This is a genomic window from Sinobacterium caligoides, from assembly GCF_003752585.1.
Classification (GTDB): Bacteria; Pseudomonadota; Gammaproteobacteria; order Pseudomonadales; family Sinobacteriaceae; genus Sinobacterium; species Sinobacterium caligoides.
On the sequence record NZ_RKHR01000003.1, the window covers coordinates 531,891 to 546,502 of the forward strand.

Here is a 14,612-nt window from a genome sequence, read left to right on the forward strand (position 1 = left end):
ACGATGACCAAAAACGCCGATACCAGCACACTACTGGGGAGCACAGTGGCTTGGTCACAACTCGCACAGCTGCGTTTTGCTGCCCGACAGCTAAAGCTGACCCCTAATCGTAAGCACCTCAGTCAACTCACCGGCCCTTATCGCACCCGTATTCGCGGTCGCGGTATCGACTTCTCTGAGGTGCGTAGCTACCAACCCGGCGACGACGTCCGTCACATCGACTGGCGAGTGACCGCACGCAGCAATCAGCCCCACACGAAACTCTTTAGCGAAGAGCGCGAACGTAACGTCGTCATCTTTACCGACCAGCGCAGCAATATGGCCTTTGGCTCTAAACGCTGTTTCAAGTCTGTGCTGGCCTGCGCCGCGCACAGCCTAATCGCCTGGTCGGCATTACACAGCAATGACAGAGTGGGCAGCATGATTGCCAGTCAGCAGCTGCATAGCCTCAAGGCCAAGCGCAATCAAAAAACGTTATTGCGCAGCCTGCAACAACTCGCCGACAGTAACCAACAACTTGGCCACGATAATTTTGACACTATCACTCCGCTCTCTCAGTGCCTCGTTGAGCTACAACAGATCTGCAAGCCTGGCAGCACCGTCTTCATCATCAGTGATTTTCATGACTTCGATGAGCAATGCTTTCAACAGCTTTATCGCATCAGCCGCCACTGTGAACTGCACGCGATTCAGATATACGACCCCTTAGAAGAACAGCTGCCATCCGCGGGAAACTATCGCATCAGTGACGGCAAACAACACACGACCATCAACACAGCCAACCCAAGGCTTCGTGAGCAATATCGTGAAGACTATCTAGACCGCCGACAACAGCTCAGCGAACGTCTTGCCAGCTTACACATTCCGTTGATGCCACTATCCACCGAACAATCTCCGCTAGCAACACTGCAATACTACTTCACTCCACAGTTGCTCACCCACCGTCATGGGAGGCGCTCATGAAAGAAGCCTTAAACTCGGCACCAAGCCTTCCACTTGCCGACCTACACAGGCCAGACGCTATCTCGGCATGGTGGCCTCTCGCACCGGGCTGGTGGTTACTGCTATTTCTCGGAGTCACGCTAGCTGCCATTGCTGTTGTATTGTTTCTACAACATCGCCGACGCAACAAATACCGAAAGCTTGCAACAAAAACGCTTAACACGCTCAAAGATCAGCAGCTCGACGATAGCCAATTAGCACAACAGTGCAGTCAAATATTAAAACGTACCGTACTAACAGCCTACGGCAAGTCAGCAGCCAATATTAGCGGCAGTCACTGGCAGCAATTTCTCACCGACAGCGCAGGCCTCAGCCAGCAAGATCAGAACTGCCTACAGCGGTTAGAGGAACAACGCTTTCGTGCCGACTGCCAACTCAACCAAGCCGAGTTAATTGCTACTTGCGAACGTTATATCCGACAACATAAGCGCCGCTATAAGCCCGTTTTTGGAGGCTGCAATGATTAACCTAGAATGGCCTTGGCTACTATTGCTACTACCGTTGCCATATCTAATTTTTCGCCTCTGCCCCGCCGCCAAACCGCAGAGCAGTGCTATTCGTATCCCTCATTACCAGCAGTGGGCAAGCTTGGGCGGACACCATCATGACGCACCTGGTCGTACCAATCGCCTACGCGCCGCATTGTTTAGCATTGCCTGGGGCCTCCTCGTGATCGCCTGCGCTAGACCAATCTGGCAAGGTGAACCTATCGAGCTGCCCAGTAAGGGCCGAGAAATCATGCTCGCAGTCGACCTCTCTGGCTCGATGGCCGAAACTGATCTACAACTTAATGGGCAAGCAGCCACTCGTCTCTCAGTGGTCAAAGCCGTACTCAATGACTTCATCAAGCGTCGTAAGGGTGACAAAATAGGTTTAGTCCTCTTCGGCAGTCAGGCATATCTACAGGCGCCACTCACTTTCGATCGCGCCACCGTCGCCACCCTGCTAAACGAAAGCCAACTTGGCTTCGCCGGTAAGCAAACGGCAATAGGCGATGCTATTGGTCTCTCGATAAAACGCTTACAACATCGCCCCGCCGAGAGCCGCGTCGTTATACTCCTCACCGATGGCGCCAACAACGCCGGGGAAGTAGAACCTATCGCCGCAGCAGAGCGTGCCAAAAAAGCCGGCCTAACGATTTATACCGTAGGCGTTGGTTCCAGCGAAATGACTCAAAGCAGCCCCTTTGGCGGGCTCTTTGGCAGCCGAACAGTTAACCCCTCTGCCGATCTTGATCGCAGCGAGGCAACACTGCAAAAAGTCGCCGAACTCACGGGCGGCCAATACTTCCGAGCTCGCAGCGCTGCCGACCTTGAAGCAATCTATGCCCAGCTCGACAAGCTGCAGCCAATCGAACAGCAAAGCCTCAGTTACCGCCCGCAGAAATCACTATTTTTCTGGCCTCTGGGTGCCGCCCTTTCCATTCTCTTAATGCTCTCTTTGAGCCAGCTATTCAGCGGAGGCCGTCGTGGCTGACTTTCACTTCCTAAGACCCCTCTGGCTATTGCTCATCCCCGTAATCCTTTTCCTCGGCTGGCAACTAAAACAACGCCATCAACGCGGCGACTGGAGCAGCGTCATCGACAAACCGTTGCTCGACGCCATGCTCGAGCAACAAACATTAGCGAAACGTCCACCCTGGGCTATTTTGTTCAGCCTCGCCGGTATTATCGCCTGCTTCGCGATGGCAGGACCCAGCTGGCAAAAACTCCCTCAACCGGTTGAGCGAAAGCAGGATGCCGTCGTCATCGCCCTCGACCTCAGCTTGTCGATGTATGCCGAGGACGTACAGCCGAACCGCCTAGCACGTGCTCGCTATGAGATACTCGATCTACTAAAACTACGGCACGAAGGGGTTACCGCTTTAGTGGCATATTCCGGAGACGCCCACGTCGTCGCCCCACTGACCGACGACACGGCCACGCTGCGCTCTATGGTCCCCTCCCTTGCACCTAATATTATGCCCAAATTTGGCAACAACCCCGCTGCCGCACTCGATGCTAGCAGCAAATTACTACGAGGAGCAGGCTTCACCAGTGGCACCGTCATCCTTGTCACTGACGGCATTTATCGGTCCGACCTAGCCGCCCTCAACGAGCAAGCTAAAAAGCAACATTTACGCATTTCTGTGCTAGCCATCGGCAGTGAGCAAGGGGCCCCAATCCCTCTGCCAGACGGTGGTTTTCTCCGCGACCAACAAGGCGCTGTCGCCGTGGCTAAACTTGGCTCAAAAAGCCTCAAGACACTCGCTTCACAAAGCGGTGGCATCTTCCTCAATAGCCAGGTTAACGAACACGACAGTCAAAAACTGATCGCCTCCATCGATCAAGATGATGCACAAACGATCACCAGCTCCCGACAGTTTGATCAGTTCCAAGATAATGGCTACTGGTTAGCACTGCTGCTCATCCCTTTCGCACTATTAGGGTTTCGGCGCGGCTGGCTATTACAGTGGCTAATATTGCCCATAGCCCTGAGTACTGGGCTCGGTATTTCACCGCAGGCTTCCGCCGATACCTGGGACAACCTATGGCAGACTCCCGATCAACGAGGAGCTGAGCTACTCAAAGAAGGCGAAGCCAAAAAGGCCGCCGAACAGTTTGAGTCCGACGCTTGGCAGGGGCAGGCCCACTATCAAAGCAAAGATTATGAGGCCGCAGCCAACGCCTTTGCACAGGGCAAAGACAGTGATAGCCACTATAATCTTGGCAATGCACTTGCTCAGCAGCAAAAGTACGACGAGGCTATCGAGGCCTATCAGCAAGCGCTAACACTCGACCCCAACAACAAAGACGCCGCGAAGAACAAGGCCATTGTTGAGCAAGCAAAAAAACAACAAGAGCAGCAGAAGCAGAACCAACAGAACAGCAGCGAACAACAAAACGAGCAAGACTCCGACAAGGATCAGCAGCAGGGTCAGCAGGGTCAGCAGGGTCAGCAGGGTCAGCAGGGTCAGCAGGGTCAGCAGGGTCAGCAGGGTCAGCAGGGTCAGCAGGGTCAGCAGGGTCAGCAGGGTCAGCAGGGTCAGCAGGGTCAGCAGGGTCAGCAGGGTCAGCAGGGTCAGCAGGGTCAGCAGGGTCAGCAGGGTCAGCAGGGTCAGCAGGGTCAAGATGAACAGCAGACCAATAATACACAAGCGCAAAATACACCCAAAGAACAGAGCAGCGCAAAACAGGCGGAACACAATCAAAGCCTAGAAGGCGATAACAGTCACCTGCAGAACCTCGACGCAACGAAAGAGCAATCCCCCGAAGATAAAATGCCGACTCAACAAGGGCAGGCAAAGACTGAAGACAAAGCTGAACGAGAAAACAGCGAGCATCAAAGCTCTGCCGCCAGCCAGACAACGACGGCACAACAGCAGGACGGCCAAAAAGCGCCCCATAGCGCTGACAATACAAAGCAACCACTCAGCCCTGATGATAAAGCCACGCAACAATGGCTGCGTCAAATACCCGATGACCCTAGCGGACTATTACGCCGCAAGTTTGACTATCAATATCAACTGCGCCGCCAGCAGCAGCGTCTCGACAAGCACAATAGCCAGGACGAACTCCGCTGGTAACTGCGAGGAATTTTTATGCGTATTTTTCATTTACTGACAGCCCGTCACGGGGCCACCCTACTAAAAGCCACCCTACTTTGGCTATTCTGTTTCAGCTCGGCCTGGGCCGCAACCACGGCCAGTGTCGATAGAAACCCTGTCGCCATCGATGAGACCTTCCTACTCACCATTAGCAGTGACGAGGCCGGTTTTTTTGATAGCTCACCCGACTTCAGTGCGCTGAACCATCAATTCAATATTCTCAGCACCAGTCAGCAGACTTCAAGTGTGAATGGCGACACCACTCGCAGCTGGAGCCTAACACTTAGCCCAAAGACTCAAGGGAAAGTCAGCATCCCTGCGATTGAAGTCGCCGATCAGAAAACACAACCTATTGTGATGAATATTCTCAGCGTCAAACAGGCCCCTCGTGGTGGCAGTAGCAATAGCAACAACCAGCTCTATGTTGAGGCCAGCGCAGACCAGAACACCGTTTATAAAGGCGCAGAGTTTATCTACACCGTGCGCGTCTATGCTTCTATTCAACTTGCTAGGGGGTCAGAACTGAACCAACCTGATTTCGCCGACGCCACCGTCAAAGAGCTCGATAACAATCAATTCCAAAAACGCATTAACGGCGTTGCCTATACGATTTTGGAACGTCGCTATGCTGTATTCCCGCAAAGCACTGGCGAGCTAGAAATCGCGCCTGCGGTGCTAAAAGCCAGAGTGCCCTACGGGCGCTCCTCTGTCTTCGGCCAAAGCCAAGTGCGCACCGTCACCCGCCGTAGTGAAATGACGACTGTTAATGTTATTGATCCACCCGAAAGCTTCCAGGGAGCTAACTGGTTACCAGCCAGCCAATTAACACTTCAGCAGCAATGGAGCAAAGACCCTAAGCAGCTCATGGTTGGCGACTCCATTACTCGTACTATTCAACAGCAAGCCTCGGGCCTCATCGCCATCCAACTCGCTCCCATACAGGAGCCCAAGATCGATGGACTTAAGTTCTATGCCGATAAGCCTAAACTCGAAGATAGCGCCACAGCCACAGGCAGCGTTGCCACGCGCAGTGACAGCTACGCCATCATTGCCACCCGGGCAGGTAGCTTTACGCTACCCGCCATCGATATTAGCTGGTGGAATACCAGCAGCAACCGCCTGGAGCACGCGACACTTCCCGCCACAACCGTCGTCGTGGCTGCCAACCCCGATCAAGCGATAACCACCATTGCGCCCACCGCCCCCAACAATAATCTCCAAGCCCCAGCGCCAACGAGCATACGGGGCGACACGCCGCCACCGGCCCAGCAAACGGGCACAACGCTTTGGCAGATATCGACGGGACTGTTCGCCCTACTCTGGCTAGCCACTCTCGCCTACTGTTTCAAACTGCGTCGCCCCCCCAGCAGTATGGCGACAACACCGCCGAGCAATAAGGCTGACGCTAACGAAAAAGACGCCTATGCCGAGCTAAAGAGCGCCTGTGATAACAACGACGCCCGCCAAGCCGAATCAACCCTCCTAAGCTGGGGAAAAACATTCTATCCTGGTGCCAGCATCAGCTCGGTCAGCGACATATTACTTGCCAGCCAAAGCGAGCCACTCAAGCACGCATGGCAACAACTGCAAAACAATATCTATCGAGATGACTCCACGACATGGCAAGGCGACAGCTTGCTCAGCGCCATTGACAACTGCCGTAATGCCACCAGTAAAAATGAAGAGGAGCTCGCCTCGCTTTATCCTCGTTAACCGAAAGGTAAACACACAAACCATGCTTAACCTATCTTTGTATTTAGCATACAATATGGGTTTTGCGTGGAAGAATAACAATGAGCCGTTTCTGGAGTCCGATTGTTCACAAGCTAACACCCTATGTCGCAGGCGAGCAGCCTAAACTGTCTAATCTTATCAAGCTAAACACCAACGAGAATCCGTACCCGCCTTCACCTAAGGTACTCTCTTCGATTAGCAGTACAGCAAAATTAGAGCTCTATCCAGACCCCAACTCCGACCAACTCAAAGACGCTATTGCCGATTATTATCAGCTAGAACGCAGCACCGTCTTTGTCGGAAACGGCTCTGATGAGGTGCTCGCGCACATCTTCCAAGCGCTACTCAACCACGATGACCCGCTGCTATTCCCCGACGTTAGCTACAGCTTCTACCCTGCTTACTGTTCGCTGTATGATATTCGCACCCAACCAATCCCCCTCGACGACCAACTCAGCATCGATCCAGACGATTATCGTATTGCCAATGGCGGCATCATCTTCCCTAACCCAAATGCACCTACTGGTAAGGTTTTAGCCCTCGAATCAGTACGTGAGATTTTAAATGCCAACCCAGACAGTGTCGTCGTTATCGATGAAGCCTATATCGACTTCGGTGGCGAAACTGCCATTAGCTTAGTGCAAGACTACGATAACCTCGTCGTTGTTCAAACCCTCTCTAAGTCACGATCTCTGGCCGGCTTGCGGGTTGGTTTCGCCATAGCACAAGCCCACCTTATCGAAGCCTTGGAGCGAGTTAAAAACTCCTTCAACTCCTATCCTATTGACCGTGTTGCCGAAGCAGCAGCATGCGCATCATTTAAAGATGTGGAGTACTTTGAGTTAACACGAAATAAAATAATTGCCAGTCGCGAGCAGTTGAGCGAGCAGCTCACCACACTGGGCTTCACAGTGATCCCTTCAAAAGCTAATTTTGTTTTTATTCGTCACAATGACTTCGATGCTGAGCAGCTCGCACAAAGCTTACGAACAGAATCAATCATTGTTCGTCACTTCAAAAAGCCACGTATCGAGCAGTTCCTACGTATTACTATCGGTACAGCAGAGCAGTGTCAAAAGCTTATAGCGGCACTAACGGTTATCTGCCAAAAGGAATGACAAAACTAGTAGTACTAGGTAAAGGCTGTTATAAAAATAATAACGCCTTTACTAATAGGTTATTTGTATCTGCTGACTGGATGCTTTCTTCTTAGCAAAGATTCTCATCAATAAACGCTTAGCTCTTGCCACCGGGTTACGATGGAAGTTTTGCTCTGCCATAATTTGATAAATAGGATCATCACTATGATCTACCCACGCGTTAACCTCTTCACCATTCTCTCGTTGAATTCCCCAAACGGCACGCTGTACATGCTCAGCAATAAAGCGTGAGCGCATGGGGCTGAGTTTATTAAGCCCTGTCACCGGGAACACATCAGACATATCCCAATCCATCTCTCTACCACCTATCCTAAGAGGAGTTTTTTTTGTTATCTAGGATAGTAAACGAGGGCAACCCTCTACGGCCACCCTCAACGAAAGTTTGTTTGCGCCAGATTAAATTTCATTACCATTCTAAACAAACTGTAACTATAGCAATGTAGTTCGCGGCATAGAGAAATACATTTATTAACAATATTTTAAGTTAAAAAGCAGAATAGAATAGCGAGAATTAGATACTAAAGATGATTAATGAAAAGCCCCATGTTGCTCAGCTTCTGCCAATAGCTGGCGCTGCCTTAAAAAATCGGTGAACTGCTCGTCTTTAGCCTTTGCTTTCGCGGCTAGGTAGAGCATTTTCCAATCATCGATTAAACCGCTTTCAGACACAGAGCTTGAAGCTACTGGTGTATGTTCATAAAAATAATAAACGCTACAAATATCTTTGAAGCTGAACATCACTCGTGTCTCGTCGTCACTGCAAATTAATCGATCCCCATCAACGTTGACGGTTAAACCTTCTGTTTGCAAATATTCTTTAATTTCTCGATACATGTCCGGATTCCTTGCCTATCATGATTTAACAGCAATGATAAAAAAGAACGCTGTATTGATAAATTCGCAGATACCACTAATGGACTAAGTTTTTGCACCAATAGTATAAATGCCTAAAAAAGATTCTGACCACGTGATCGTCATTAATTTTACTTCTGTCGTATTTCTGTCACAAACAATTGCTAACCTCTCCCTAGTGAATAATAAAGAGGATCATTTAATGCAAGAAGTCGAAAAAATAACTAAACCCGCTTTTCTCGAAGGCTGGCTCAGTAGCAATGAAGTCGCCCACGAGCTCGGCACGACACCCACGGTCATCCATCGCTGGGCGGAAGATGGCCGTTTACCTCCTCCAGAAAGGCTACATCAATGGCGATTCTGGCGTCAGCAAGACATTGAGTATATCAAGTCGGTAACCTATTGCCGCTAAACAGTGACAAGCACTGTAAGATTTACCGACACGGTCGGTGATATCTGCCCCCCCTCCCTACTCGCCCCCTTTCTTTCGCTCAAAAAACGACCAGTTAAGAACTGTAACTGTAAAGCTTTACGTCATCAGTTCACATTTTGGCTATATTTTCTTATTATTTTCTCAACTAGAGCAATTACAGAGGCTGATACCTTCTTCTATCTGCCGCTGCCTAGACCACTAAAATAAAAACATTAGGCCAATATTATGCGCATTCAAACTTTACTCCCTCTTTGTCTTGCTGCCATTGTTGCAACTGGTTGTGGTGGTGGCGGCGGTGGCGGTGGCGGTGGCGACCCAACGGATGCACCAACACCAACACCAACACCAACACCAACACCAGAGCAGCCTAGTATCCCAGCACCTTCAGATGAGGTTCTCACACTAGACTTAGACAACACCCCCTACCCACCAGTACAAGAAACTGCCGAGAATGACATCTCTGGACAGTGGCTATTTCTGGAGAAGTCTTCGGGAGGCGATACGTCAAAGATTGTTCGACAAATCGTTACCATTACCAGTGCAGCGACTCCCGGTGAGTTCAATGTACGCTATTGTAAGCCGGAAGTAGAACCTACTGAACAACAAATAGCTGCACTAGCTGACCCTACAGACCCCGATCAAATTGCAGCATTAAAAGACTCTCTCAATGTCGATATTGAAAAGGTCACACTGACCAACGACACCTTAACAGGTATCAACGTCGGTCCCTTGTCCTTTAACGGATACGGCACCGCCATCCACGGTGAGCTTTCACTAGCAGCAAGCGATAGTAACCCCGAAGTACATAACACCTTTGACGCCGTCAAACTGAAGAATGACTCCTCAATGTTAAACATTCAGGGCTTGACGTTATCCTCTATGTCCGGTGTCGATTCTTCAATTCAGCTAAATAGCGCCTGCTATCAATATCTATGGCTAACACAACCGGCCAATGACGACGGTAGCGAGGTTTTCAGAGCGGACGAGTTATATACCAATCTCGGCAATGGTGAACTCTCTTACAATCGTGAAATAACCACTCGTAAGAGTGATAACAAAGTTCTACACAATGAGGAAGACCTAAGCATACAGATCGAAGACATCACGATAAACTTAGTAGAAAATGACAGCGATGAAAGCGACACCATTGAGAATGATGGCTCTTTTGTCGGTCAAAAGTATCAAGGCACTATTACCGGACATAAATACGATAATGGCCAGAGCGTCACTCTCGAGATCGATTTAGCACTATAACACCCACTCCCTGCCTCCCGCGAGGCAGGGTTCCCTCTCTACATACTAACGCTCTTCTAAGTCATTCTTCACGACACTCTCACCTGCACTCTCTTCATTCGGCAGCCCACTGCGTCGCCAGCAAAAATAGAGACAGGGCAACACCACGAGCGTCAGTAGCAACGAAGTCACCATGCCACCGACCATCGGTGCTGCGATACGCTGCATCACCTCACTCCCCGTGCCCTCGCCCATCATCACAGGTACCAGACCAACAATCACTGTAATCGCCGTCATCACAATGGGACGTACACGCAAAGCCGCCGTATCACCCACCAGCTGCGCTAGCCCCTGTTGATCCGGCTCGCCAAATTGTGCTCGATACTCTTGCAAAGCTTGGTTCAGGTACACCAACATCAACACACCGATCTCCACACTTACACCTGCCAAGGCTATAAACCCCACACCGACTGCAACCGACAACTGGTAGCCTGCCAGGTAGAGGTAGAGAATACCGCCGACCATGGCGAAAGGCAGGCTGATCATGATTATCAACACCTCTGTCACACTACGGAAGTTAACAATCAGCAGCGCCATGATCAGCAGCAGCGTCACTGGCACCACCACAGTCAGCTTTGCCTTAGCTCGCTCCATATATTCGTATTGACCTGACCAATGAATAGAGTAACCTGCGGGAAGTTGTAACTGCTGAAGAACCCTTGCTTTAGCCTCCGCCACATAGCTACCCAGATCTCGGCCTTCTATATCAATTAACACCCAACCATTGAGCCGCGCGTTTTCGCTCTTGATTGCCGGTGGTCCTTCACTAACTCGAACCGCCGCCACATCGCTCAACGCAATACTACCCCCCGACTTTGTAACGATAGGCAACCAGCGTAGCTGCTCGGCAGAATCCCGATAGCGCTGTGGGTAACGAACATTCACCGGGAATCGCTCTTGCCCCTCCGTCGTCTCAGTGACATTAACGCCACCGATCGCCGTCGATACCACCTGCTGTATATCGGCAATGTTAAGACCGTAACGTGACGCCCGCTGGCGATCGATATCGACGGTGATATAGCGCCCACCCACGACACGCTCGGCATACACCGATGCAGTGCCCTCAACAGCAGGCAATATTGCCTCGAGCTGTTTAGCAATTGACTCAATCACGCTCAGATCAGCGCCGGCTATTTTTATGCCTACGGGCGTTTTAATCCCCGTCGCCAACATGTCGATACGCGTCTTAATCGGCATCACCCAAGCATTGCTGAGACCTGGAATATCGACCAAACGATTGAGCTCTTCCTTAATATCTTGCTTGCTCACGCCTGGGCGCCACTGTTCCTTCGGCTTAAATTGAATAACCGTCTCGATCATCGTCAACGGCGCGGGGTCCGTGGCCGACTCCGCACGTCCGACTTTTCCAAACACCGTCTTCACTTCTGGCACTGTCTTGATCAGCTTGTCTGTCTGCTGCAAAATCTGCCGCGCCTTACCAATAGAGACGGCGGCATAGGTTGTCGGCATATACATCAAGTCCCCTTCATCGAGCTCTGGCATAAACTCACTGCCCAGCTGCGTCATTGGCCACAAACCCGCTACCGTCAAGATCATTGCGACAAGTAGGGTCTTCACCGGGCGCCGTAAAAACCACGTTAACAGTGGTCGATAGGCTGCCATTAACAGGCGATTGACCGGGTTTTTCGCCTCACTGTGTACTTTCCCCCGAATGAGATAACCCATCAACACCGGAATCAAAGTGATAGCCAGTCCCGCCGACGCCGCCATGGCAAAAGTCTTGGTGTAGGCCAGTGGCGCAAACATCTTGCCCTCCTGAGCCTCCAGGGCAAACACGGGCAAAAAGCTCACCGTAATAATGAGTAGCGAATAAAACAACGGTGGCCCTACCTCTATAGAGGACTCCAAGACCAACTGCCAACGCTGTTTATCGCTCAAGTCATCACAGGCGGCCAACTTCTTGTGTACGTTTTCGATCATCACGATGGCACCATCTACCATTGCCCCAATAGCGATAGCGATGCCTCCAAGCGACATAATATTGGCGTTAATCCCCTGCCAATACATGACTGAAACCGCGACCAAAATACCGATAGGCAAGCTAATAATCACAATCAGTGCCGAGCGAAAATGAAACAGGAACAACGCACAAACCAACGCCACCACAATAAATTCTTCAAGCAACTTGCTGCGCAAGTTATCTAACGCCGACTGCACCAGAGTAGCCCTGTTATAAACCTCGACGACTTCAACGCCTTGCGGCAAGCCCTTGGCTAAACTCGCAAGGCGCTGTTTCACCGCTGCGATAGTCTGCTGAGCATTCTCACCCGAGCGCATCACGACGACGCCCCCCACAACCTCACCCTCACCGTTGAGCTCGGCAATGCCACGACGCATCTGCGGCCCCTCCACCACTCGGGCCACTTGCTTCAATAGGATCGGCGTACCTTCTTCACTGGCCCCCAAAGGCACGTTCTCAATATCCGTTACCGACTGCAAATAACCCGTCACCCTAACCATGTATTCCGCTTCCGCCATCTCAATAACAGAGGCCCCAGACTCATGGTTCGCCTGCTGGATCGCCGTTGTAATTAACGATAACGGTAAACCATAGGCACGCAATTTATTCGGGTCGACGACCACTTGATATTGCTTTACCATGCCGCCAATCGTACTGACTTCTGAGACACCGGAGACGGCTTGTAGCTCAAATTTTAAAAACCAATCCTGTAAACTTCTAAGCTGAGCCAGATCGTGACGACCACTACGATCAACTAACGCGTACTCATAGACCCAGCCAACACCAGTGGCATCAGGCCCCAGCTCGGCCTTCGCCTGCGCCGGCAACTTAGCACTGATCTGACTTAAGTACTCCAAGACGCGAGAGCGCGCCCAGTACATATCAGTACCCTCCTCAAAAATTACATAGACGTAAGAGTCCCCATAAAACGAAAAACCTCGAACCGTCTTCGCTTTTGGCACCGATAGCATGGCCGTCGTCAACGGGTAGGTTACTTGATCCTGTACCACTTGCGGCGCCTGCCCGGGGTAGCTCGTCTTAACAATTACCTGCACATCGGATAGATCAGGAAGCGCGTCGACCGGAGTATGCTTCAGCGCATACCCACCGACGACAATCAGGCAGGCCGTTGCCAATAACACCATGAAACGGTTAACCACAGACCAACGAATAATAGCCTCAATCATGATTAACCCCCTCGCGACTCATATCCATATCACCGCCACAACGCATCTCTGACTGCTTGCCTGCAGCACGCTTGCTGGCATCGGGCTTCATCTGAGGGCTGCCATCAACCTTCATCGCCCCGCCTGTCATTTCATGCTGTTCAGCGCCATTAATACGAGCAATTTCAGCGTCAATATTTGACTCCGAGTCAATGAGGAACTGTGCCGATGTCACGACCTTGTCGCCAACATCCAGCCCAGTCAATATTTCAACATAAGCACCAGCCTCGATACCGGTAGAAACAATTTCACTGCGATATTCACCTGCCTTAACCTGCTTAACCACCCGGTTAAATTGCGCACCACGAATAACGGCCTCTCGGGGCAGCAGCAATCGCTGCTGATGGTCCCCCGCCTTAATAATTAAGTCGGCAAACATATTAGGTTTCAGCGCGAAATCACTATTATCAAAACGTATCCGTACCTGCACCGTTCGTGTCTTTTTCTTTAACACTGGGTAGATAGTCTCGACCGCACCAATCCAACGTCGACCGTTGTCACTTATCGTCGTCATTTCAACAGCCTGCCCCGCTTTGAGCCAAGCCGCCTGTCGCTCAAACACCTCGGCGATTACCCACACTGAAGCCAAGTCACCTATCGCCATAATTTCACTGTCCGGCTTTACGTACATGCCCTCGCGGACCGCCAACTTCGTGATAAATCCATCATGATGCGCGTAGAAACTAATCTGCTGCTGCGCCTTACGCTGCAGCCTTAGCGAGGTAATGTCTTGTTCCGATATGCCCAGCGCCAACAACCGCTCCTTCGAGGCACTGAGCAACTTGTGGTTACCACTATTGAGCGCCACGAGATACTCCTCCTGTGCCGCCACCAGCGTAGGCGAATAGAGTTTAAATAACAGCTCGCCCGCTTTAACCCGGTCACCTACCGCCGTCGCCTTCAGCTGTTGGATCCAACCCTCTGCACGCACGTGCGCATGATAAATTTTATCTTCATCAAGCTGTACAATCCCCACCGTCTGAATAGGTATCGGAAGTATCCGACGCTCTACCACACCCAACCTAACAGCAAGATTTTGCTCTACTGCTGCAGAGATTAGCACTGTCTGCGGATCACTCACCTGCTCATACACCGGCACCAAGTCCATGCCCATCGGTGACTTACCCGGGCGGTCTCGGCGGTAATTAGCATCCATAGGTGCCACCCAATAGAGCGGCTTTGCTTTATCCTCCTTCGCGAGCTGACCTGCATCCCCGATAATTGTCCAGCGATTCTGCAGGGTAATACCAACTAACATACCAACAATGGCGAAAGCGCTATATATAAATAAAGATTTCATTTGTTCACTCCAGAGCTGCTATTTGTCAGCCCTATTGAATAATTC

12 protein-coding genes are annotated in these 14,612 nt (G+C 51.0%); 8 read left to right on the top strand and 4 right to left on the bottom strand.

The window, feature by feature from the left end:
- Positions 1–3 precede the first annotated feature (3 nt).
- The 6 genes from EDC56_RS02540 to hisC all read left to right on the top strand — a co-directional run bounded on the left by EDC56_RS02540 (position 4) and on the right by hisC (position 7,440).
- Positions 4–963, top strand: a complete 960-nt coding sequence (locus EDC56_RS02540; RefSeq protein WP_123710951.1) for a DUF58 domain-containing protein — start codon at positions 4–6, stop codon at positions 961–963.
- On the top strand, positions 960–1,469 hold the full coding sequence (locus tag EDC56_RS02545) for a DUF4381 domain-containing protein (RefSeq protein ID WP_123710952.1): 510 nt from the start codon (positions 960–962) through the stop codon (positions 1,467–1,469). Before EDC56_RS02540 ends, EDC56_RS02545 begins: the two co-directional genes overlap by 4 nt.
- Positions 1,462–2,478: a vWA domain-containing protein gene (locus EDC56_RS02550; protein ID WP_123710953.1), complete on the top strand. Its 1,017-nt coding sequence runs from the start codon at positions 1,462–1,464 to the stop codon at positions 2,476–2,478. Before EDC56_RS02545 ends, EDC56_RS02550 begins: the two co-directional genes overlap by 8 nt.
- Positions 2,471–4,567: a vWA domain-containing protein gene (locus tag EDC56_RS02555; RefSeq protein WP_148059283.1), complete on the top strand. Its 2,097-nt coding sequence runs from the start codon at positions 2,471–2,473 to the stop codon at positions 4,565–4,567. Before EDC56_RS02550 ends, EDC56_RS02555 begins: the two co-directional genes overlap by 8 nt.
- Before the next feature lie 15 nt (positions 4,568–4,582).
- Positions 4,583–6,301, top strand: a complete 1,719-nt coding sequence (locus EDC56_RS02560; protein ID WP_123710955.1) for a BatD family protein — start codon at positions 4,583–4,585, stop codon at positions 6,299–6,301.
- Between the two features lie 80 nt (positions 6,302–6,381).
- Positions 6,382–7,440, top strand: a complete 1,059-nt coding sequence (gene hisC, locus EDC56_RS02565) for a histidinol-phosphate transaminase (RefSeq protein WP_123710956.1) — start codon at positions 6,382–6,384, stop codon at positions 7,438–7,440.
- Positions 7,441–7,491: 51 nt separating this feature from the next.
- Here hisC and EDC56_RS02570 read toward each other — a convergent pair whose 3' ends face one another.
- On the bottom strand, positions 7,492–7,776 hold the full coding sequence (locus EDC56_RS02570) for a hypothetical protein (RefSeq protein WP_123710957.1): 285 nt from the start codon (positions 7,774–7,776) through the stop codon (positions 7,492–7,494).
- Positions 7,777–8,010: 234 nt separating this feature from the next.
- Positions 8,011–8,316, bottom strand: a complete 306-nt coding sequence (locus EDC56_RS02575; protein WP_123710958.1) for a hypothetical protein — start codon at positions 8,314–8,316, stop codon at positions 8,011–8,013.
- Positions 8,317–8,536: 220 nt separating this feature from the next.
- Between EDC56_RS02575 and EDC56_RS02580 the strand changes: the two genes are divergently transcribed.
- Both EDC56_RS02580 and EDC56_RS02585 read left to right on the top strand, forming a co-directional pair.
- Entirely contained in the window at positions 8,537–8,746 is a 210-nt protein-coding gene (locus EDC56_RS02580; RefSeq protein WP_162844057.1) for a helix-turn-helix domain-containing protein, read from the top strand.
- Between the two features lie 246 nt (positions 8,747–8,992).
- The gene (locus EDC56_RS02585; RefSeq protein ID WP_123710960.1) at positions 8,993–10,021 is read left to right on the top strand and encodes a hypothetical protein; all 1,029 of its coding nucleotides are present in this window, start codon (positions 8,993–8,995) and stop codon (positions 10,019–10,021) included.
- 45 nt (positions 10,022–10,066) lie between these two features.
- On the opposite strand, the gene EDC56_RS02590 is transcribed toward EDC56_RS02585, so the two are convergent.
- Together EDC56_RS02590 and EDC56_RS02595 are read right to left on the bottom strand one after the other, a co-directional pair.
- A complete protein-coding gene (locus EDC56_RS02590; RefSeq protein ID WP_123710961.1) occupies positions 10,067–13,228 on the bottom strand; it encodes an efflux RND transporter permease subunit in 3,162 nt (1,053 codons plus the stop codon).
- Positions 13,221–14,567: an efflux RND transporter periplasmic adaptor subunit gene (locus tag EDC56_RS02595; RefSeq protein WP_123710962.1), complete on the bottom strand. Its 1,347-nt coding sequence runs from the start codon at positions 14,565–14,567 to the stop codon at positions 13,221–13,223. Before EDC56_RS02595 ends, EDC56_RS02590 begins: the two co-directional genes overlap by 8 nt.
- Between the last annotated feature and the right edge of the window lie 45 nt (positions 14,568–14,612).